Source organism: Pseudonocardia sp. Ae505_Ps2 (assembly GCF_001932425.1).
Classification (GTDB): Bacteria; Actinomycetota; Actinomycetes; order Mycobacteriales; family Pseudonocardiaceae; genus Pseudonocardia.
In genome coordinates this window covers 1,856,823-1,877,446 of sequence record NZ_MCIP01000001.1, presented here as the reverse complement: position 1 = coordinate 1,877,446, position 20,624 = coordinate 1,856,823, and the positions used below count along the sequence as shown (strand labels likewise).

Annotated in this window: 18 protein-coding genes; 4 read left to right on the top strand and 14 right to left on the bottom strand. The window is 74.2% G+C overall.

Going from position 1 to position 20,624, the window contains the following annotated elements; translation table 11 throughout:
* Nucleotides 1–17 precede the first annotated feature (17 nt).
* Complete coding sequence (locus tag Ae505Ps2_RS08880; RefSeq protein ID WP_075308842.1) at nt 18–539, bottom strand: CGNR zinc finger domain-containing protein; 522 nt, start codon at nt 537–539, stop codon at nt 18–20.
* 26 nt (nt 540–565) lie between these two features.
* On the opposite strand from Ae505Ps2_RS08880, the gene Ae505Ps2_RS31850 reads away from it, so the two are divergent.
* Nucleotides 566–733 (top strand): hypothetical protein, encoded by a 168-nt coding sequence (locus Ae505Ps2_RS31850; RefSeq protein WP_158071558.1) that lies wholly within the window; start codon nt 566–568, stop codon nt 731–733.
* 19 nt (nt 734–752) lie between these two features.
* Here the strand turns inward: Ae505Ps2_RS31850 and Ae505Ps2_RS08875 are convergent, their stop codons facing one another.
* The 12 genes from Ae505Ps2_RS08875 to Ae505Ps2_RS08820 all read right to left on the bottom strand — a co-directional run bounded on the left by Ae505Ps2_RS08875 (nt 753) and on the right by Ae505Ps2_RS08820 (nt 16,433).
* Nucleotides 753–1,856, bottom strand: coding sequence for a ring-opening amidohydrolase (locus tag Ae505Ps2_RS08875; protein ID WP_075553557.1), 1,104 nt, complete (start codon nt 1,854–1,856; stop codon nt 753–755).
* A 25-nt stretch (nt 1,857–1,881) separates the two neighbouring features.
* Nucleotides 1,882–2,817 carry a carbamate kinase gene (locus Ae505Ps2_RS08870; protein WP_075308846.1) on the bottom strand — a complete coding sequence of 312 codons (936 nt, stop codon included), beginning with the start codon at nt 2,815–2,817 and terminating at the stop codon, nt 1,882–1,884.
* Between the two features lie 94 nt (nt 2,818–2,911).
* The gene (locus Ae505Ps2_RS08865) at nt 2,912–3,586 is read right to left on the bottom strand and encodes an NAD(P)H-binding protein (RefSeq protein ID WP_075308848.1); all 675 of its coding nucleotides are present in this window, start codon (nt 3,584–3,586) and stop codon (nt 2,912–2,914) included.
* Nucleotides 3,587–3,593: 7 nt separating this feature from the next.
* On the bottom strand, nt 3,594–5,570 hold the full coding sequence (locus Ae505Ps2_RS08860; protein WP_083702526.1) for a hydantoinase B/oxoprolinase family protein: 1,977 nt from the start codon (nt 5,568–5,570) through the stop codon (nt 3,594–3,596).
* Nucleotides 5,567–7,678, bottom strand: coding sequence for a hydantoinase/oxoprolinase family protein (locus Ae505Ps2_RS08855; protein ID WP_075553556.1), 2,112 nt, complete (start codon nt 7,676–7,678; stop codon nt 5,567–5,569). The genes Ae505Ps2_RS08860 and Ae505Ps2_RS08855 overlap by 4 nt, the downstream gene beginning before the upstream one ends.
* A 77-nt stretch (nt 7,679–7,755) precedes the next feature.
* The gene (locus Ae505Ps2_RS08850; RefSeq protein ID WP_083695489.1) at nt 7,756–9,171 is read right to left on the bottom strand and encodes an amidase family protein; all 1,416 of its coding nucleotides are present in this window, start codon (nt 9,169–9,171) and stop codon (nt 7,756–7,758) included.
* Nucleotides 9,168–9,872 (bottom strand): carbon monoxide dehydrogenase subunit G, encoded by a 705-nt coding sequence (locus tag Ae505Ps2_RS08845; protein WP_075308852.1) that lies wholly within the window; start codon nt 9,870–9,872, stop codon nt 9,168–9,170. The genes Ae505Ps2_RS08850 and Ae505Ps2_RS08845 overlap by 4 nt, the downstream gene beginning before the upstream one ends.
* Complete coding sequence (gene cutA, locus Ae505Ps2_RS08840; protein ID WP_075308854.1) at nt 9,869–12,256, bottom strand: aerobic carbon-monoxide dehydrogenase large subunit; 2,388 nt, start codon at nt 12,254–12,256, stop codon at nt 9,869–9,871. Before cutA ends, Ae505Ps2_RS08845 begins: the two co-directional genes overlap by 4 nt.
* Nucleotides 12,253–12,738 (bottom strand): (2Fe-2S)-binding protein, encoded by a 486-nt coding sequence (locus Ae505Ps2_RS08835; protein WP_020623355.1) that lies wholly within the window; start codon nt 12,736–12,738, stop codon nt 12,253–12,255. The genes cutA and Ae505Ps2_RS08835 overlap by 4 nt, the downstream gene beginning before the upstream one ends.
* Nucleotides 12,735–13,565, bottom strand: coding sequence for an FAD binding domain-containing protein (locus tag Ae505Ps2_RS08830; protein ID WP_075553555.1), 831 nt, complete (start codon nt 13,563–13,565; stop codon nt 12,735–12,737). Before Ae505Ps2_RS08830 ends, Ae505Ps2_RS08835 begins: the two co-directional genes overlap by 4 nt.
* Nucleotides 13,562–14,977 carry a solute carrier family 23 protein gene (locus tag Ae505Ps2_RS08825; RefSeq protein WP_083702604.1) on the bottom strand — a complete coding sequence of 472 codons (1,416 nt, stop codon included), beginning with the start codon at nt 14,975–14,977 and terminating at the stop codon, nt 13,562–13,564. The genes Ae505Ps2_RS08830 and Ae505Ps2_RS08825 overlap by 4 nt, the downstream gene beginning before the upstream one ends.
* 172 nt (nt 14,978–15,149) lie before the next feature.
* Nucleotides 15,150–16,433, bottom strand: coding sequence for a helix-turn-helix domain-containing protein (locus Ae505Ps2_RS08820; protein WP_075334110.1), 1,284 nt, complete (start codon nt 16,431–16,433; stop codon nt 15,150–15,152).
* Between the two features lie 76 nt (nt 16,434–16,509).
* On the opposite strand from Ae505Ps2_RS08820, the gene Ae505Ps2_RS08815 reads away from it, so the two are divergent.
* The 3 genes from Ae505Ps2_RS08815 to Ae505Ps2_RS08805 are packed head-to-tail and all read left to right on the top strand — an operon-like array spanning nt 16,510 to nt 20,059.
* A complete protein-coding gene (locus tag Ae505Ps2_RS08815; protein WP_075334109.1) occupies nt 16,510–17,217 on the top strand; it encodes a DUF2877 domain-containing protein in 708 nt (235 codons plus the stop codon).
* Nucleotides 17,214–18,638 (top strand): FdrA family protein, encoded by a 1,425-nt coding sequence (locus tag Ae505Ps2_RS08810; protein ID WP_075553554.1) that lies wholly within the window; start codon nt 17,214–17,216, stop codon nt 18,636–18,638. Before Ae505Ps2_RS08815 ends, Ae505Ps2_RS08810 begins: the two co-directional genes overlap by 4 nt.
* Nucleotides 18,635–20,059 (top strand): DUF1116 domain-containing protein, encoded by a 1,425-nt coding sequence (locus Ae505Ps2_RS08805; RefSeq protein ID WP_075308862.1) that lies wholly within the window; start codon nt 18,635–18,637, stop codon nt 20,057–20,059. The genes Ae505Ps2_RS08810 and Ae505Ps2_RS08805 overlap by 4 nt, the downstream gene beginning before the upstream one ends.
* Here Ae505Ps2_RS08805 and Ae505Ps2_RS08800 read toward each other — a convergent pair.
* Complete coding sequence (locus tag Ae505Ps2_RS08800) at nt 20,037–20,342, bottom strand: hypothetical protein (RefSeq protein WP_075308864.1); 306 nt, start codon at nt 20,340–20,342, stop codon at nt 20,037–20,039. The genes Ae505Ps2_RS08805 and Ae505Ps2_RS08800 overlap by 23 nt on opposite strands.
* Nucleotides 20,343–20,624: the final 282 nt, after the last annotated feature.

The window sequence follows — 20,624 nt, the reverse complement described above, 5'->3', positions numbered from 1 at the left end:
CGGGTATGAGCCGCCCCTCACCCGACCGTCGTACGACGGCGGTGCCGACGGACCGCGTCGGTGTTGCCGCAGCGTGCGCTGCAGTAGCGCTGCCTGCCGTTGCGGGAGACGTCGGCGTAGACGCGGGTGCAGCCCTGCGCGGCGCACCGGCCGAGCCGGTCCATCCCCCGGGTCGCCAGGTGGGTGGCGGTGCCGGTCGCGAGCAGGGCACGCAGCACACCGGCCAGGCCCAGGCCGTCGTCGCGGTGGTGCAGGTGCCAGTGCCCGTCGTGGTCGGTGAGCCGCGGTGGCCCGGTCGACTCGGCGAGCAGGGCGTTGAGCAGCCGTGCCCGCTCCGCGCCGGGTCCGGCGTCGACGACCTCCTCCCACCGGCGCAGGAAGTCCCGCACCGCGGGCAGGTCGGACCCGACCGGCTCCCAGTCACGGGACACCCCGGCGGCGAGGCAACGCTCCACCAGCTCCTCGGTCGAGGACGGCGGCACGTTCACCAGGTCGGCCGCGAGCAGGACCGGATCCTGACCGTAAGGGTTGATATGCACTGAACCATTACAGCAGCGTGGTCGTCGTGAGCACACCCCTGGACCACGAATGGCGCACCGCGTCCCGGCACCGCACCTCCGACGGCGTGGTGAGCTACCAACGCTGCCGGTGCGGGGCCTGGCGCATCCGGCTCGCCGCGCCCGGCACCGCCACCGTGGCGGCCAGTGCCGGGCGGGACCGCGCGCTCCGGTGAGCAGCGGTCCGGGGCGCGCTCACCCCAGGTCGACGATGGCGGCGACCGGCCCGCCTCCCTCGGGGCCCTGGTGGGCCGCGGACACGGACACGAACACCGCGGGGTCGCCGGTGACGGCGGCGGTGACCCCGCCGACGCAGGCCTTGATCTGGCGGTGCCAGTGCACGTCGGAGTCGTCGAGCATGGCGTTGCGCCGGCCGCGGACGGTGCCGTCCTGCGACGCCTCGCACTTGAGGAACACGTTGACCAGGCGACCGTCCAGGTCCGAGGTGTGCGGCCGCTCCGGCAGGTCCAGGCCCGCGTCGCGGATCGCCTTCCAGATGCCGTCGGCGTCAAGGGCGTCGGTCATCACCGAGTGCCCGATCCGGTAGCGGCCGCCGACCCCGGTCGCGTTCCCGACCACGACGACCTGGGCCCGGTCCAGCTCGACGCCCGACGAGCAGGACGCCACCGCCGAGTAGAGCCCGCGGTCGTGCATGACGTCGGCGTCGGACGGCATCTCGATCTCGCCGAGCGCCACGGCGACGCCGAGCGCGGTGCAGCCGTTGGACAGATCCATCGACTCGTGGGTGTGCTCGGTCCACACGGTCTTCCCGCGGGACTTGGCGTCACGGATGGTGTGGATGGTCAGCAGCGGGGTCTTGGTCTGGACGTAGTGCACGTCGGCGGGGTCGGTGATGCCGGCCTTCTTCATCGCGGCCTGCACCGCGTCGGCCACCTTGGTGATCATCGGCGTGCGGCCGATGTCCTCCGGTGCCAGCTGCTCGCTCATCGCGAAGCCGACGGTCAGACGGGGCTCGTCGGAGGGCACGACGTCCTCCGGCGGGACGGTCGCGAAGATCGTCGCGTGCGGGCTGATCACGCCGTCGGTGCCGCCGGACCAGACGATCGGGACCTCCCGGACCTGCTCGGCCAGGGCGCCCTTCTCGACCAGCACCTCGCGGAAGGCACGGTCGGCGATGATGCGGGTGTAGTCGTTGACCCCGCCGTTCCCCTCGGTCTTGCCGATGATCGCGACGACCCGGTCGGCGTGCAGGACCCCGTCGTCGATCAGCGACGCGAGCTCGCTCGCGTCGGCCACGGAGTGGATCGGGACCTTGCGCACCTCGATGGCGTCGGGCATGACGGACTCTCCTTCTCCAGCGGTCTCAGGACGGGACGACGACGGTTCCGGCGTCGCCGGTGACGGCCTCGGTGATGTGGGCGAGGTCGGTGATGACGGCGCGGGTGCCGCCGTTCTCGACGAAGCGGCAGGCCGCGTCGACCTTGGGGCCCATCGAGCCGCCGGCGAAGTGACCGTCGGCGGCGTGGGCACGCAGCTTCTCGACACCGATCGTGCCGAGCGGCTCGGCGGCCGGGGTCCCGAAGTGCAGCACCGCGTGCGGTACGTCGGTGCCGATGACGAGCACGTCCGCGCCGACCGTGCGGGCGAACAGCGCGGCACCGAGGTCCTTGTCGATGACGGCCTCGACGCCGGCCAGCTCGCCGCCGGGCAGCCGCACGACCGGGATCCCGCCGCCGCCGTTGCCGACGACGACGAACCCGGCGTCGACCAGGGCCCGGATCGCCGGGCCGTCGACGATCTCGAGCGGCTCGGGCGAGGCGACCATCCGGCGCCATCCCCGCTCGCCACGGTCCTGCCAGGTCTGGCCGTGTGCGACCAGCACGGCGGCCTCGTCGGCAGGGAGGTGGCGCCCGACCGGCTTCGACGGCCGGAGCAGGCCCGGGTCGTCGGCCGCGACCCGGGTGCGGGTCACCACGGCGGCGGTGCGCCGGTCGACCCCGGCCGCCGCCAGCGCCGCGTCGAGCGCCGTGGTGAGGACGAAGCCGAGCGTCCCCTGGGTCTGCGCGCCGCACCAGTCCAGCCCGACCGGTGGGACGACGGCGGCCGCCAGCTCGTTCTTGACCAGCAGGTTCCCGACCTGCGGGCCGTTGCCGTGGGTGATGACGATGTCGTGGTCGCGGGCCAGCAGCCCGGCCACCGCCCCGGCGGCGACGCGCGCCGCGGCGATCTGGTCCTCCGGCCGCGCGCTGCCGTCGGCGGCGGTCATCGCGTTGCCGCCCAGTGCCAGCAGGACCCTCACGACGACGCCCCCGGGAGCGGGGTGGCCGCCGTGCCGCTCGCCGTGGCACCGGCGGCGGAGACCGGGCCTGCTCGCCGGCAGGGGTCACCGACGATCATGGGTGCTCCTTCCCGAGGAGATGGGCGAGCGGGCGGGTGCCCACGGGCAGGCCGTACCGGTCGTAGTAGGCGAACATCGCGTCGAGAACCGGGCCGAGGCCGGACGGCCCGGGGACCCGCTCGGCGGTCGTGCCCGCCTCCGCCGCCAGCTCGGCGACGGTCGCGGTGCGCGTCGCGAGCTCGTAGGTGGCGCCCTCGTGGCCGGGTTCGGTCAGGACGGTCGCGGCGGCCGCCCCGACCTCGTCGAGGTCGGCGAACCCGAAGACGGCGTGCACGTCGTAGGGCACCCGGACCGGCCCGGTCAGGTCCAGGTTCTGCAGGTAGGCGCCGGGCTGCAGGATCGTCCAGCGCAGCCCGGACCGGCGGACGACGTCCTCGGCCCTGGCCTTGCCCAGGTGGTGCGGCATGTCCGGGGCGTACGGCGCGGCCACCGAGTGGTAGCCGACCCGGGTGACGCCCGCGGTGCGGAGCCCGTCGAGCCAGCCCGCGACCAGCGCGGGCTCGTCCGGGTGCAGGTTCGGGGCGATCAGGTAGGCGGCGTCGGCGCCGGCCGCGGCCCCGGCGACGTCGTCCGCGCGCCCCAGCGGGACGGCGGTGGCGCCCCGCGCCCGCAGCGCGGCCGCCACCGCCCGCCCGGTCTTGCCGTGGCCCCCGCAGATCACGACCCGCACGGCGACCTCAGAGCCGGTCGACGTCGGCGTACGCGGCCCCGCCGGCCAGCGTCGCGTAGCCGGGGCCGCGGTCGAAGAACGCGTCGTCGTCGCGGGACCACGCGGCGCGATCCGCGCGCTCGGCCGTGGTGGCGCCCGCGTCGAAGCCGAGGGTGCCGTCGTCGAGGTCCCCGGTCAGGACGACGCCGTAGTCGGCCAGCGCCGCCGCGGCGGACACCTTGCGCCACAGCACGTCCCGCACGACGGCCGCCGGGTCGCGGCGCAGCGGGTCGCCCCAGCCGCCGCCCCCGGTGGTGCGGATCCGGATCACCTCACCGGCCCGGACCGGCTCGGCGTCGGCCAGCGCGTCGACCACCCGCTCGCGCGGCCCGCCCGGGTCGATCACGACCTCGAAGGGCCGCCCCGCCTTCCCGCCGCGGACCCCCCAGCAGGCCAGGATCGACCGGTCCGCGATCGACATGAAGTGCGCGTCCTTGAGCATCCGGACGTGCTTCTCGTAGCCGAGGCCACCACGGAACTCCCCGGCGCCGCCGGAGTCGGTGGCCAGCGACAGCGACTCGACCCGGAACGGGAAGCGGGCCTCGGTGAACTCGGTAGGCAGGTTCCGCGAGTCGGGGACGACGTGGATGGTGTCCTCGCCGTCGGCGTAGTAGCGGCCGCCGGAGCCACCGCCCAGCACCTCGCGCATGAGGTACGGGCGGCCCTCGAGGTCCTCGCCGTAGACGCCGGTGTAGCGGATCGTCTCCTGGTCGGCGGGCATCCGGCCGTCGACGGCCTTGGCGACGACACCGGCGAGCACCCCGAGCAGCCGCAGGATGACGAAGGTGCGCGCGTTGGTCGGCGCGGGGAACACCGGGGTCAGCAGCGTCCCGGGCGGCGGGAACCGCATCTCGATGAGCGGGACGACCCCCTCGTTGACGTCGAGCTCGGCCATCCGCTCCGGGGAGTCGGCGAGGTTGCGCAGGATCGGCGCGAGCCACTTCTTGAGGAAGACGCCGTCGGAGTAGTCGCCGCAGTGGTTGATCGGCCCCTTGGCCTGCGGGGAGGTGCCGGCGAAGTCGAGGATCAGCCGCTCGCCGTCGGGGTCGTCGGGGCCGGTGCGGGTGAGCGTGATCCGCTGGGCGTGCAGGCGGGGCTCGTCGACGCCGTCGTGCTCGGCGTAGTCCTCCCAGGTCCAGGTCCCCACCGGGATCCGGCCGAGGATCTCGCGGCGGTAGGTCTCGGTGGTGCGGGAGATGATCGCGTCGAAGCAGGACTCGACGGTGTCGGTGCCGTAGCGGTCGAAGAGCTCGCCGAGGCGACGGGCACCCATCAGGCAGGCCGAGCACTCGGCGTCGAGGTCGGCGGCGAGCGAGTCGGGCATCCGGGAGTTGCGCGTCATGATCGCCAGGGCGGCCCGGTTCGGGACGCCCGCGTCCCACAGCCGGATCGGCGGGACCATCAGTCCCTCCTCGAACACACTCGTGGCGTTCGAGGGCATCGAGCCGGGGACCGCCCCGCCGATGTCGTCGTGGTGGCCGAAGGCCTGCACGAACGCGACCACCCGCCGGTCCTCCGCGGGACCCGCGAACACCGGGACGGTGACGCACAGGTCGGGCAGGTGACCGATGCCGCCCTCGGAGCGGTAGACGTCGTTGTGGAAGAAGACGTCGCCCTCGCGCATCTGGTCCAGCGGGAACTCCCGGGCGATCGGGTGCACGAGCGCGGAGTAGGAGCGGCCGGTGAGCTTGCGCAGCCTCCGGTCGTGGATGCCGGCCCGGAAGTCGTGCGCGTCGCGGATCATCGGGCTGCGGCTGGTGCGGGCGATAGCCGTCTCGACCTCGGACTCCACACTGGTCAGCGAGCCCTGCACGATCTCGACGAGGACCGGGTCGGCGCTCGCACCGGCGTCCTCGGTCAGTGGGCCGAAGGGAAACGCCGTGGGGGCGCGACGCGAGCCGGTGTCGGCCGGGCGGTCGGTCGTCGCTGGGGTCGCTGGGGTCACTGGGCGGCCCTCCGGGTCACGATGATGTTCAGGCGGCTGTCGACGCGGGCGGTGAAGCCCGGGTGCAGCGGGACGGTGGAGCCGAACTCCTCGACGACGGCCGGGCCGTCGACGACCGCGCCGGGGACGAGGTCGGTCCGCCGGTACACCGGGGTGTCGAGGTAGCCCTGCGCGGCGTCGAAGCAGACCGGGCGCCGGCCCGCCGCGGCGACGACCGGGTCGGCGACGAGGTCGTGGGTGGCGATCTCCGGGCGGCGGATCGGGCCGATGCCCGAGACGCGGATGTTGACCCACTCGACCTGCTGGCCGGGGTCGCCCGCGAAGTCGTAGCCGTAGAGGGCCCGGTGCGCGGCGTGGAAGGCGTCGGCGACCGCGGCCAGGGTGTCCGGGGTGACGGGTCCGTCCGGCACCGGGACGCGCACCTCGAAGGCCTGCCCGAAGTAGCGCAGGTCGGCGGTGCGGACGAAGGCGTGCTGCGCGGCCCGGAACCCCTCCCGGCCCAGCGCGGCCGCGGCCTGCGCGGTGAGGTCGTCGACGACGCGGGAGACCTCGGCCGGGTCGAGCCCGTCGGCCAGCGCGACGTGGGTCTGCACGTAGTCGTTCTTCACGTCCACGGTGAGCAGGCCGAACGCGGACACGTTGCCGGGGTTCGGCGGGACCAGGACGGTCGGGACGCCGAGCACGTCGACGAGCCGGCACAGCAGCAGGGACCCGGACCCGCCGAAGGTGGTGAGGGCGAAGTCGCGCACGTCGAGGCCGCGCTTGACGGTGACCTGGCGCAACGCGTTGGCCTGGTTCCAGGCGGAGATCTCCAGGACGCCGGTGGCACAGGCCTCCGGGGTCAGGTCGAGCTCCTTGGCCAGGCGCTCGATGCCGGCGCGGGCGGCGTCGACATCGAGCGGGATCTCCCCGCCGAGCAGGTGCGGGGGGATGCGGCCGAGGACGACGTGCGCGTCGGTGACGGTCACCTCGGTGCCGCCCCTGCCGTAGCAGAGCGGACCGGGGTCGGCGCCGGCCGAGTGCGGGCCGACCTTGAGGGTGCCCTCCGGCGAGATCCAGGCGATCGAGCCACCGCCGGCGCCGACGGTCACGACGTCGATCATCGGGATCTTGGACGGGAACCGCCCGACCGTGCCCTCGGTGGTGAGCGTCGGCTCGCCCCCGATGACGACGCTGACGTCGGTGGAGGTGCCGCCGCCGTCGGAGGTGAGGACCTTGTCGTAGCCGGCCTCCTGCGCGATCAGCGCGGCACCGAGCGCCCCGGCGGCAGGTCCGGACAGGACGGTCGTGATCGGCTGGTGGACGACCTCGTCGGCGGACAGGACGCCGCCGTTGGACTTCATGACGTAGAACGGGATCGCGCGGCCGTCGTACTCGGTGAGCCGCTCGGTGATGTTGGCGACGTAGGCCGACAGCCGCGGCTTCACCGCGGCGTCGACGAGGACCGTCGTGGCCCGCTCGAACTCGCGGTACTCGCGCAGGACCTCGCTGGACAGCGACACGACGGCGGCCGGGTGCTCCTCGGCGAGGACCTCCCGCATCCGCTGCTCGTGGGTGGGGTCGGCGTAGGCGTGCAGGAAGCAGACGCCCAGGGTGTCGACGCCGTGGTCGCGGAACCAGCGGGCGGTCGCGCGGGCCCCGGCCTCGTCGAACGGGCGGACCTCGGCGCCGGTGAAGTCGAGCCGGCCCTCCACTCCGCGGACCAGGTCCCGGGGCACGATCCGGTTCGGCTTGACCCAGAAGTAGGAGTTGCCGTAGCCGTCCGGCACTGACTGGCGGGCGATCTCCAGCATGGCCTCGTAGCCGGCGGTGGTCACGAAACCGAGCCGGCCGACCTTCCCCTCGAGCAGGAGGTTGGTGGCGACGGTCGTGCCGTGGCTGACGGCCTCGATCTCGGCGGCTGTTCTGATGCTCGTTCCGCCTGCGCTCCTCTGGCCCGCACCCAGCAGCTCCAGGACCTTGTCGATGCCGGCGAGGAAGCCGTCGGCCGGGTTGGCCGGGGTGGAGGGCGTCTTGGTCGTGACGAGCTCGCCCGACCGTTCGTCGAAGGCGACGACGTCGGTGAACGTGCCACCGGTGTCGATGCCGATCCGGATGCGCCGGCTCATCGGGGTCCTTCCTGCCTGGGGTCGGTGATGTCGATTGAACTCACCGACCGAGCGGTGGGACATGGCGACTTCTGCCGTCAAAGCACCGTTCGAGTGGCACTCTTCGCCAGTGCCTCGACCGCGGCCGCGACCTCCAGGAGGTACCGGTCGGCGCCGTGGCGGGCCACGATCTGGACCCCCACCGGGAGCCCGTCGGGAGTGGTCCCGAACGGCACCGAGACGGCGGGGCAGCCGGTCACGGTGATCAGGTAGGCCGAACGCATCCAGTCCAGGTAGGAGTCCATCGGCATCCCGTCGACGGTGTCCGGGAACTCCCGGTCGGCTGGGAACGGCGGGACCTGCGACACCGGCAGCACCAGCACGTCGTGGTCGGCGAAGTACTCCCGCATCCGGTGCGCCAGCGTGGTGCGCCGCTGGAACGCGACGGCGACGTCCGCGCCGGTCAGCGACTCCCCCGCCCGGATGTTCGCGGCCAGCGAGGACTTGAACTCGGTGGGGTGCACGGCCAGCTGCAGACCGAACCGGGCCTGGAAGTGCCACGCACGCAGGGTGCGGAAGCACTCGTCGGCGCCGGTGAGGTCCGGGATCGAGCCGGTCACCGCCGCGCCGGCCCCGGCCAGTGCCACCCCGGCCGCCTCGACGACCGCCCGGACGCTCCGGTCGACGGCGAAAGCCCCGTCCAGGTCTGCGGACAACCCCACCCGCAGCCCGGCAAGCGACGCCGGGACGACCGGTGCCCCGAAGGCCGCGCCGGGGTCGCCGAGCGCATGCGGCGCCCGCGGGTCCGGCCCGGCCAGCACCGACAGCAGCAGCGCCAGGTCGTCGACGGTGCGGGCCATCGGCCCACCGGTCGAGGTGGGCTCCCACATGTTCGCCGACGGCCACTCCGGCACCCGCCCCCAGGACGGCCGCAGTCCGACGACCCCGCAGAACGACGCCGGGTTGCGCAGCGAGCCGCCCATGTCCGAGCCCTCGGCCAAGGGCACCATCCCGGTCGCCAGCGCGCACGCCGCCCCGCCCGAGGACCCGCCGGCGGACCGGGTCGGGTCGTGCGGGTTGAGCGTGGTGCCGAACACCCGGTTGAAGGTGTGCGAGCCGGCCGCGAACTCGGGGACGTTGGTCTTGCCGATCGTCACCGCACCGGCCGCCCGCACCCGCTCCACCAGCAGATCGTCGGTGTCCGGGACGTGCTCGGCGAACAGCGGGGAGCCGTAGGTGGTCCGCCAGCCGGCGACGGCGTGGGTGTCCTTGAACGCGAACGGCAGCCCGTGCAGCGGACCGGGCTCCGTCCCGGCGGCCAGTGCGCGGTCGGCGGCCTCGGCCCCGGCCCGGGCGCGCTCCTCGTCGAGGGAGACGATCGCGTTGAGCCGCGGGTTGCGCAGCGCGATCCGCTCCAGGTGCAGGTCGAGCAGCTCGCGGGCGGAGATCTCCTTGGCCCTGACCGCGGCGGCCTGCTCGCGGGCCGGGGTCGCGACCGTGATGTCGGCGCTCACCGGCGACGCCCGATCACGGCGCCGACCAGCACGCCCAGCAGCGCGACGGCCGCGCCGATCCCGATGCCGCGGGTGAGCTCACCGCTGCCCGGGCCCCCGGCGGCGGGCGCGGACGTGAACACCTGCGCGCCCGTCAGCGGCTCGGCGTAGGCCGGGGCGCCGACGAGCGGTGCTGGCTCCGCCACCGCTACGGCCGGCACGGGGACAGCGGGCACAGGGGTCCCGCGCGCAGGGGGCACGGGGGGCACGGCGCCCACACCACCTGCGCCGATCGCCGCGCCGACGGCGTCGAAGAACCGGTCCGCCATCCGGGTGGACACGCTGGCGAGCATCCGCTGGCCGACGCCGCCGACCATGCCGCCGACCGTCGCGTCGGCGGTGTAGCCGATCCGGGTGCCGCCCGCGCCGAGGTCGTCGAAGGTGACGTCGACGACGGCGTCGACCGTGCCCGGCCCGCCCGCCCCGTTCAGGGTCATGACCAGCGACTCGTGCGGTTCCAGCTTCGACAGCGCGCAGCTGCCGGTGTAGGTGCCCCTGATCGCGGCGACCCCGGCGGTCACCGTCATCGCGTAGGCGTTCTCGCCGGTCGGCTCCAGCCGTTCGCAGCCGGGGATGGTCGCGACCAGCACCCGGGGGTCGAGCAGCGCCTCCCAGACCCGCTCGACCGGGTGCTCGACGACGTTGCTGCCACTGATCTTCACGAGCGGTGCTCCTCACGCAGGCTGAACAGGTCCGACGGCGAGATCGGCATCGCGGTGACCGGGAAGCCCTCGGCGTCGGAGACCGCGGCGGCGATCACCGCCGAGACCGGGATGACACCGGCCTCGCCCGCCCCCTTGATGCCGAGGGGGTTGAGCGGCGAGGGCGTCTCCAGGTGGTCGATCTCGATCCCGTCGGGGACCTCGGACACGTACGGCATCAGGAAGTCCATGAAGGACGCGTTGAGCAGCTGGCCGGACTCGTCGTAGGCCATCCGCTCGTACAGCGCGCCGCCGACGCCCTGGGCGACGCCGCCGTGGATCTGTCCCTCGACGACCATCGGGTTGATCAGGTGGCCGCAGTCGTGGACGACGGCGTAACGCAGGATCCGGATCTCGGCGGTGTCCGGGTCGGTCTCGACGATCGCGGCGTGCATCCCGGAGGCGTAGGTCGCGCGCGGCGTGCTGTGGAAGTCGGTGCCCTCCAGACCCGGTTGCTCCCCGTCGGGGACCGGCAACGCAGTGTGGTCAGCGGTGTCCCCGACCGAGAACTGGGTGGCGGCCTTCGAGGCCTCGTCGAAGGCGTAGCGCAGCGGGTTGGACAGCACCGACAGCGTGCCCAACGGGATCGACCGCTCGGTGCCCCGCACCCCCACCACGCCGTCGACGATCTCCAGGTCCGCGACGTCGGCCTCGAGCGCGTCGGCGGCCAGCCGCAGGGCCTTCTCCTTCGTCCGCCGGGCGGCCTTGAGGACCGCCGAGCCGGACATGACCGCGGCCCGGGAGGCGAACGTGCCGACCGCGTAGGGCATCCGCCGGGTGTCGCCGGTGACGACCTCGACGTCGGAGAACCGCACCCCCAGCTCGTCGGCGACGATCTGGGCGAACGCGGTCTCGTGGCTCTGGCCCTGGGTGGTGAGCCCGGTCGCGACCGTGACCCGGCCGGTCGTCGCGACGTGCACGTGCGCGCCCTCGTAGGGGCCGACGCCGGTGCCCTCGACGTAGCAGGCCAGCCCGATCCCGACGGTCCGGCCCTGCTCGGCGCACGCGCGGCGGAAGGCCGCGAACCCGTCCCAGTCGATCAGCGTGCGCAGCTTCTCCAGCAGGGCCGGGTAGTCGCCCGAGTCGTACTCCAGCGGCCTGCCGTCCTGGAAGATCAGGCCGTGGTCGTAGGGGAACTCGTGCGGCTGGATGAAGTTCACCGCGCGGACCTCGGCGCGGTCGCGGCCCAGGTAGCCCGCGATCGCGTCCATCGTGCGCTCCATGGCGAAGCAGCCCTGGGGGCGCCCGGCGCCGCGGTACGGCGTCACGATCACGGTGTTGGTGTAGAGCGAGGAGAAGGCGACCCGGTAGGCGCCCGGCTTGTACGGGCCGAGCAGCTGGGTCGAGGTGATGATCGGGACGATCAGGCCGTACGGGGTGTAGGCGCCGTGGTCGTGCCAGAACTCGACGTCGAGGCCGAGCAGCCTGCCGTCGTCGTCGAAGCCGACCTCGACGTGCTGGACCTGGCCGCGCTCGTGCGCGGAGGAGACGAAGTGCTCGCGCCGGTCCTCCACGAACTTCACCGGCCGGCCCAGGGCGCGGGCGGCCATCGGGACCAGCAGCTCCTCCGGCCACGGGTGGACGATCTTGACGCCGAAGCCGCCGCCGACGTCCGGGGTGATCACGTCGACCCGCCCGATGTCGAGGCCCAGCCGTGCCGCGACGGCGGCGCGGACCCCGGTGGAGCTCTGGGTGGAGGTCCACAGGACGAGCCGGCCGAGGGCGGGGTCCCAGCGGGCGACGGTGCCGCGGCCCTCCAGCGGCATGCACGCGCTGCGCTCGATCTCCAGGTCCAGTTCCAGGCGGTGCGGCGCCGCGGCGATGGCGGCCGGGGCGTCGCCGACGGCCTGCTCCATCCGGGCGCCGACGTTGCCGGGCACGTCGTCGTGCACGAGCCGCTCGGCCGTGCGGGCCGCCGCGATCCCGACGACGGCGGGCAGCACCTCGTAGTCGACGACGATCCGGTCGACGGCGTCCTCGGCGAGGTAGCGGTCCTCGGCGACGACGAACGCGACCGCCTCCCCGACGTGGTTGACCTCGTCGCCGGCCAGCGCGAACTGGGTGCGGCCGTGGGTCAGCGCGGGGTGCGGGATGAGCACGGGCAGCGGCTCCGCCATCGGGCCGGTCAGGTCGTCGTGGGTGTAGACCGCGTGCACGCCCGGCACGTCGAGGACGCCGGACACGTCGATGTCGCGGATGCGGGCGTGCGCGTGCGGGGAGCGCAGCACCGCGGCGTGCAGCACGCCGGGTCCGGGGTCGACGTCGTCGAGGTAGCGGCCGCCGCCGCGCAGGAAGCGCTGGTCCTCGACCCGCTGGACGCGCTGGCCCATGAGCTTGGTGGTCACCGGGCGGCCCCGATCTCGGCGGCCCGCTCGACCGCCGTGACGATGTTCTGGTAGCCGGTGCAGCGGCAGAGGTTCCCGCCGATCATGTCGCGGGCCCGCTCGCGGGTGGGGCAGGGGTCGCGGCGCAGCCCGGCGGTGATCGTCGTCAGGAAGCCGGGGGTGCAGAAGCCGCACTGCAGACCGTGGCACTCGGCGAAGGCCTGCTGCACCGGGGACAACGACCCGTCCGGCTCGGTCAGCCCCTCGACGGTGGTGATCGCGCAGGACTGCGCGGCGACGGCGAGCATCAGACAGGCCCGCGCCGGCTCGCCGTCGAGCAGGATCGTGCAGGCCCCGCAGACCCCGTGCTCGCAGCCGACGTGGGTTCCGGTCAGGCCGAGGTCGTGGCGCAGCGCGTCGGACAGCAGCCGCCGTGCCGGGACCCGCAGGTCGTGGACGACGTCGTTCACCGTCAGCCGGATGTCGTGGAGCGTCTCGCTCATCGCCCGCCTCCCTGCGCGGTCGCGTTCCGGGTCGCCGCGGCCACCACCCGGTCGGTCAGGACCCGGACCAGCTGTCGCCGGTAGGCCGCCGTGGCGTGGATGTCGGTGGCCGGGTCCAGGTGTTCGAGGGCGGCGTCGGCCCGGTCGGCCGGGGCGACGCCGGTCAGGTCGACGACCACGGGGACGTCGCTCACCGACAGGTAGCCGACCCGGACCCGGTCGCCGTCGACGACCGCCCCCGCGCCGACCAGGGCGTAGTCGCCGTGCCGGCGGGCGACCTCGTCGAAGGCGACGCCCGCGCCCGCCGGCAGGGCGGGAAAGAACGCCGAGACGGCGATCTCGTCCGGGCCGACCGCCGACTCCAGCGGGCCGACGAACAGCTCACGCGCTCCGATCGTGCGGCGCCCGGCGGGCCCCTCGACGTCGAGCGCCCCCTCCAGCAGCCGCAGCACCACCGGCATCTCGGCGGCGGCGTCGGCGTGCACGAGGGACCCGACGGTCGTGCCGCGGTTGCGGATCGTGGGGTGCGCGACGTGGGCCAGCGCGGCCGGCACCAGCGGCTGGACCCTGGCGAGCAGCGGTGACTCCAGGACCGCGGTGTGCCGGGCCAGCGCGCCGACCCGGACACCCCCTTCGACCTCGGTGATCGTGTCCAGGCCGGGTACGCCGTTGATGTCGACGACCAGGGACGGTGCGACCAGCCGCATGGACAGCAGCGGCACGAGACTCTGTCCACCGGCCAGCACCTTCGAGTCCGGCGCCGCGAGCGCGGCGACGGCCCCGGCCAGGTCCGTCGGGCGGACGTAGTCGAAGGGTGCGGGCTTCACGGGCTGTCCTTCGCCTCCCCGTCGTCGACCCTGGTCACCATCGTCCCGGCGGGCGTCCCGGACGCGCCGGACGGGCCGGACGTCCCGGACCGGCGGTCGCGCAGCGCGACGGCGTGGAAGTAGACGATCACCAGGATGGTGCCGAGCGCGATGCCGCCCAGCTCGAACCCGTTGCCCAGGTCCAGCGCGACGCCGCCGATGCCGGCGACCATGCCCGCCGCGAGGCCGACGAGGTTGCGGGGTTCGCCGAAGTCGACCCCGTTCTCCACCCAGATCTTGGCGCCGACCAGCGCGATCATCCCGTAGAGCACGAGCGTGATCCCGCCGAGCACACCGCCGGGGATCGCCCCGACCAGCACGCCGAACTTGGGGCACAGGCCGAGCAGGATCGCCACGGCGGCCGCGACGTAGTAGGCCGCGGTGGAGTACACCCTGGTCGCACCCATGACGCCGATGTTCTCGGCGTAGGTCGTCGTCGGGGACCCGCCGAACAGGCTGGCCAGCGCGGTGGCGGCGCCGTCGGCGCCCAGCGCCCGGCCCAGGTAGGGGTCGAGGTCGTCGCCGGTCATCTCGGCGACCGCCTTGACGTGCCCCAGGTTCTCGGCGACCAGCGCGATGACGCCGGGGAGCACCAGCAGCACGAACATCAGCGAGAAGCTGGGCGCGTGCACGGCCGGGACGCCGTCGTCCAGGGTCCCGCTGGGCAGTCCGAACCAGGCGGCGTCGGCCAGGCCCTCGAAGGAGACGCGCGAGTGCGGCTCCGGGGTGCAGTCCGCACCGCCGCAGGAGGTGATCGGGCCGCTCAGGAGGTCGAGCAGCCAGGAGAGCACGAACCCGAAGACGAGCGCGAGGAACACCGCGATCCGTCCCCAGAAGCCGCGGAACAGGACGGCGGCGCAGACCAGGAACGTCGCGGTGAGCAGCGCGGTCCACTGGTCCACCGGCCAGTACACCGACGCGACGACCGGGGCCAGGTTGAACCCGATCAGCATGACGACCGCACCGGTCACCGCGGGCGGTAGCACCCGGTGCACGAGCCGGGCGCCCGCGAGGTGCACGAACACACCGATCGCGAGCAGCACCAGGCCGGAGACCATGATCGCCCCGGTCACGGCGGCGGAGTCGCCGCCGGCCGCCCGGATCGCCGCGACCCCGCCGACGAAGGCGGCGCTGGTGCCGAGGTAGCTGGGCACCATGTTCTTGCAGACGACCAGGAACAGGACGGTGCACAGGCCCGAGAACAGGATCGCGAGGTTGGGGTCCAGCCCCATCACCACGGGGAACACGAAGGTCGCCCCGAACATCGCGACGACGTGCTGCATCCCCAGCCCGACCGTCTTCCCCCAGGGGAGCCGCTGGCGGGGTGCGACCGCCTCCCCCGGCCCCGGATCGACCACTTCCCACCTGAACATCGACATGGCGATCCCTTCACACGGCACCGGAGACCCGACTCAAGCTAATGAGACCCAGGTCGCACCTCGACGGCTACTACTGCCGATTGACCGGTGGATCCACTGGCACGAATTGATGACGCCAGCACGATGCCTGCATGCGTCGGGCCGTGCGGTTTCCGCTGGATGTCGTTCACGTTCCGCCCGGTCGGCCGACGATGCGCAGCGCCTGCAGCGCGACGGCGACGTCGAGCCGCAGGTTCGGGTCCGTCGACAGCGGGCCGAGGAGCCGTTCCAGCTTGGCGACGCGGTAGCGCATCGTGTTGTAGTGGAAGAACTGCACCCGGGCCGCCTCGGCCACGGTGAAGTTCGTGTCGAGCAGGACCTGCAGGGTCTCGCGCAGCTCGGCGGCCTCGGTGGTGGGCTCGGCGAGCGGGCCCAGCGCGTCGCGGACGAAGGAGTCCAGCTCCGCCGGGTCCGGGACGAGCGCGAGCAGCCGGTGCAGGCCGAGCTGGTCGAAGAACGTCGTGCTGCCGCCGCCGGAGATCCGGCGGCCCACCTCGACCGCCCGCCGTGCCTGGGCGTAGGCGCCGGGCAGGGCGTCGATGTCGGGCACCGGGCGGCTGACCCCCGCCGAGAACTGCCGTCGCCCGCCGCCCTTGTCCCCGGCGACCGCGGTGACGGCCCGCCGCACGATGTCGCGGCCGGGGGGTGGACCGGGGTCCGCGTCGACCGGCAGCAGGGTCACGACCTCGGAGGAGAAGTCGACGGTGGGGATGCCCTCCCCCAGCCCGGAGCAGACCTGGCGCCACCCCGCCGAGAACCGCTTCTGCCAGGCGCGCCACTGCTCGGCCGGGACCCGCGCGTCGATCGGGTCGAGCTCGGCGGTCAGCACGACCATCGGGCGGCGCAGGTCCCAGCCGAGGGTGTCCGCGTGCTCGGCGACGTAGGCGGGGTCGGCGGTGCGGCGCAGCAGCAGGTCCCGCAGGAAGTCGCCCTGGTACTTGGTCTCGACGGCGGTGACCGCCTCCTCGCGGGTGATCAGCAGCGCGGCCACCGCGGCGGCGCGCTCCAGCGCCTGCACGTCGTCCGGGGCGAGCCGGGCGGTCAGGCGCACGCAGACCAGCCGGGCGAGGTTCTGCCCACCGGCCGCGACCCGCAGGGTGCGGGCCTCCCCGCCCGCGACCGGGACGCCGTCGATCCCCATCCGCTCGACGCGCAGCCGGCCCGTCGGGTCGACGAGGTCGTGCTCGGTCAGCATCCGGAGCTGGTCCTCCGACAGCGCCGACGCCCGCTCCCGCCCGTCGGTGGAGGTGACCGCGACGCCCACGTCGAGCACCCGCCCGACCTCGGCCGCGATCCCCGCGAGGTCCCCGCCCTCCAGCGCGATCCGGGTCAGCCCGGTGTGCAGCGCATCGAGCCGGGCCAGCGCCTCGCGGGCCGGGAACTCCGGGTCCCCGGTCTCCTCCGTCAGCAACTGTTGCCGCCCCTTCGGTCCGAAGGTGGCACAAGTTAACATCGGCGGACGCTGCTGCCCAGGCTAGTTTCGGTCCGTGATCGGAGTCAGCGCACCCGTCCGGGTCCGCGACCTGCTGCGGCGGGCCGCGGACGGACCGGTCCGGGTCGTGCACCGCGGCTCCGACGCCGTCTACCTCGCCGTCCACGACGACGGTCGCGAGACCTGCGTCGGCGTCCTCGGCGCGGAGGCGGTGCCGGTGCCCTGCGGACTGCGGTCCCGGCTCCCCTCGCTCGCCGTCGGCACCGCCGCCGTGCACGGCGGGGTCCTGCACCTCGACGACGAGCCGGTCGTCGTCCGGCGGCTGGTCGACACCCGGGTGCCCGCGCGGTCCCCGCTGCCCCGCACCGGGCTCCGGCCGGCCCCCGGCCTGCCGGCCGAGGTGACCCCGGCCGCCGTCGCCGGGCTCGTCGGACGCGGCGAGGGGCTCACCCCGCTCGGCGACGACGTCCTGTGCGGCTGGCTCGCCCTGCACCGGGCCGCCGGCGTCGCCACCCCCGAGGTGGACGCCGCCGTCCTGGCCCACCTGCACCGCACCACGCTGCTGTCCGCCGAGCTCCTGCGGTGTGCCCTGCGCGGCGAGGTCGTGCCGCAGTTCGCCGCGCTGGTCACCGCGCTCGGCACGGCGGCCGAGCCCGCGGCCCGCGCCGCGCTCACCGTCGTCGGGCACACCTCCGGGGCCGCGATGGTCCACGGCGCCGCGCTCGCCCTGTCCGCCCTGCACACCGAAGGAGTCGCCGCATGACGACGACGCACGTCGAGGTCCGGCCCGGCGCCTACGCCGACTCGGTCACGCTGCTCCGGGTCAGCCGCACCGCCCAGCAGCTCGACGGGGTGGTCGCCGCGCAGGTCGCCATGGCCACCCCGCTCAACGTCGACGTCCTGACCGGCATGGGGTTCTCCGTCCCCGCCGGGACCGGCGCGAACGACCTGGTCGTCGCCCTGCACCTGACCGGTGACGACGCGCTGTCCGCCGCCGTGGCGGGTGTCGACCAAGCGCTCGCCGAGGCGGGCAGACCGGCACCGGACGGCGGGGCCGGTGCGGTCGCGCCGCCGCGCACCACCGCCACGGCGCTGGACAGGGCACCGGGCTCGGTCGTGCTCGTGTCGGTGCCCGGGCCGCACGCCACCGTCGAGGCGATGGACGCCCTCGACGCCGGCAGCGACGTCATGATCTTCAGCGACAACGTGCCGGTGGAGCAGGAGGTGGCGCTCAAGCAGGCCGCCGCGCAGCGGTCCCTGCTGGTCATGGGCCCGGACTGCGGGACGGCCGTGCTGGACGGGCTCGGCCTGGGATTCGCCAACGTCGTCGAGCCCGGTCCGGTGGGGCTCGTCGCCGCGTCCGGGACCGGGTGCCAGCAGGTGATGGCGCTGCTCGACCACGCCGGGGTCGGTGTGCGCGCCGCGCTCGGCGTCGGCGGGCGGGACCTGTCCGCTCCGGTCGGCGGCCTCGCCACCCGGGAGGCCCTGCGCCGCCTCGACGCGGACCCGGCCGTCGAGCTGATCGTGCTGGTGTCCAAGCCCCCCGCCCCCGAGGTCGCCGAACGGATCGACCGGCTGGTCGCGACGCTCACGACGCCGGTCGAGTACGCGCTGCTCGGGCCGGGCAGGCCCGACCTGACCGCGGCGACCGAGGCCGCCCTGGTCCGGCTGGGCCGACCCGTCCCGGACTGGCCGGTGCACGGCACCGCGCGGCCGGCGCCCGGCGGGCACCGGCTGCGCGGCCTGTTCGTCGGCGGCACGCTCGCCACCGAGTCCGCGCAGATCGCGGGCGAGGACGCTGCCCGGGCCGGCCACACCTTCGTCGACTTCGGCGACGACGAGTGGACCCGTGGCCGCGCCCACCCGATGATCGACCCGACGTTGCGCCTGGAGCACCTCGCGGCCGCGCTGGCCGACCCGGAGACCGCCGTCGTCCTGCTCGACCTGGTGCTGGGGCACGGCGCCGAGCCGGACCCGGCCTCCGTGCTGGCCCCCGCGATCGCCGGGTCCCGGGTGCCGGCCGTCGTCTCGGTCGTCGGGACCGGCGCCGACCCGCAGGACCTGGCCGCGCAGATCGACGCGCTGGTCGCGGCCGGCGCGGAGGTCCACCTCTCGCACGCCGGCGCCACGCGCCGGGCACTCGCACTCCTTCCCGCCGACACGACGACCGGAGCCGCCCGATGACCACCCCCTCGCTGGTGAGCACCGGCACCGACCTGCTCGCCGACGCCGCCGCCGACCAGGCCGTCCCGGTCACCCGGGTCGACTGGCGCCCGCCGATGGACGGCACCGCGGCCGATCTGGCGACCGTCGCCACCGACCCGCTGCGCCGGGCGGCGAACGAGCGCGCCCTCGCCGCGATGCTCGACGTCACCGCGACGCTCGTCGACGTCGCCCCGGCCTCGGAGGTCCTCGGCCTCACCCCGGGAGAGTTCCTGCACGCCGGGCCACCGATCACCTGGGAGCGCGCATCAGGCCCGCTCCGCGGCGCCCTGATGGGCGGCGCCGCGCTGGAGGGCCTGGTCACCGACCCGGAGGACGCCGCAGCGCTGTTCGCGTCGGGCTCCTCGGTCTCGCTGGAGCCGTGCCACCACCGCGGGGCGGTCGGCCCGATGGCCGGCGTCGTCACCCCGGGCATGTGGATGTTCGTGCTCGAGGACCCGGCCACCGGCCGCCGTGCCCACTGCTCGCTGAACGAGGGGCTGGGCAAGGTCCTGCGCTACGGCGCCTACGGCCCGGAGGTGATCCGGCGGCTGCGCTGGATGGGCGACGTGCTGGGCCCGCTGCTGCGCGGCGCCGTCCGGGCCCGGCGGGACGCGGGTGAGCCGGTCGACGTGACCGGCGTGCTGACCCAGATGCTGCAGATGGGCGACGAGGCGCACAACCGCAACCGGGCGGGGACCCTGATGCTGCTGCGGGACCTGGGCCCGGACCTCGTCGCGACGGCGGCCGCCGCCGGTGTCCCGAGCGCCGACGTCGCGGAGGCGCTGCGGTTCGTCGGGGGCAACGACCACTTCTTCCTGAACCTCGCCATGCCCGCGTGCAAGCTGGCCCTGGACGCCGCCCGGGACGTCGACGGCTCCACCATGGTGGTGGCGATGGCGCGCAACGGAACCGACTTCGGCATCCAGGTCTCCGGCACCGGCGACGAGTGGTTCACCGGCCCGGCCCAGCTGGCCGACGGCCTGTTCCTGGGCGACTACGGCCCGGCCGACGCCAACCCCGACATCGGCGACTCGGCGATCACCGAGACGGCCGGGATCGGTGGCTTCGCCATGGCGACCGCCCCGGCGATCGTGCGGTTCGTCGGCGGGACCGTGCCGGACGCACTGGCCACCACCCGCCGGATGCGCGAGATCACGCTCGGGGAGAGCCGGCGGTGGACCGTCCCGATCCTGGAGTTCGCCGGTGTCCCCAGCGGCATCGACGTCACCCGAGTCTGCCGGACGGGCATCCTCCCGCAGATCAACACGGGTATGGCCGGACGGGTCGCGGGCGTCGGGCAGGTCGGGGCCGGGCTCGTCACCCCGCCGGCCGAGATCTTCCCGAAGGCGCTCACCCGGCTGGCGGAGCGGACGGTCCTCAGACGCGGCGCAGCAGCCTGACGACGACCGTGGTGATGATCAGCCAGAGGATCGCCGCGACCCCGTAGTTCAGCGTGACGGCCATCTTCGGCTGGGCCGGGGTGAACAGGTCACCGAGGCCGAGGTTCAGCTGGGCCGCCCACGACGAGATGTACTCGGTGAGGAAGTTCGCCGGGTTGGCGTCGAGCAGGGTCAGCACGATGTGCGCGACCAGGATGGCCACGATCACCAGGCCCACGATCCGCACGATCGTCGCGATGATGCCCACGCCCTGCCGCACGGTCGTACCCACGGTTGCCGCCATCACACACCCCTTTGTCTCCGACGGCGTCATGGTCGCACCGCCGTGCCCTCACTGCCCCCACAACGAGGAAGAACGCTCTCGGTTGTGATCACTTCGTTGCGTGCCGTCGTCCGGGTGACACCAACGCCGGTCCGGGACAGCGGGTTGCCGTACAACGGGGGGTCGGGTCTACGGTGGGAGCATGGCGCGCCTGCTCCTTCGCCGCCGCGGCGGGGTCTGAACCGACCGGCCCCTCGTCGCGGGGTTTCGCGTGTCCGCCGGTCGCCACGACCGTCCGACATC

Excerpts from the sequence above, each read along its gene's own strand:
- Ae505Ps2_RS08855 (WP_075553556.1), bottom strand. The coding sequence starts at position 7,678 with ATGAGCCGGCGCATCCGGATCGGCATCGACACCGGTGGCACGTTCACC.
- Ae505Ps2_RS08825 (WP_083702604.1), bottom strand. The coding sequence starts at position 14,977 with ATGTTCAGGTGGGAAGTGGTCGATCCGGGGCCGGGGGAGGCGGTCGCA.
- Ae505Ps2_RS08875 (WP_075553557.1), bottom strand. The coding sequence starts at position 1,856 with ATGCCCGACGCCATCGAGGTGCGCAAGGTCCCGATCCACTCCGTGGCC.
- Ae505Ps2_RS08800 (WP_075308864.1), bottom strand. The coding sequence starts at position 20,342 with ATGGCGGCAACCGTGGGTACGACCGTGCGGCAGGGCGTGGGCATCATC.
- Ae505Ps2_RS08805 (WP_075308862.1), top strand. The coding sequence starts at position 18,635 with ATGACCACCCCCTCGCTGGTGAGCACCGGCACCGACCTGCTCGCCGAC.
- Ae505Ps2_RS08810 (WP_075553554.1), top strand. The coding sequence starts at position 17,214 with ATGACGACGACGCACGTCGAGGTCCGGCCCGGCGCCTACGCCGACTCG.
- Ae505Ps2_RS08835 (WP_020623355.1), bottom strand. The coding sequence starts at position 12,738 with ATGAGCGAGACGCTCCACGACATCCGGCTGACGGTGAACGACGTCGTC.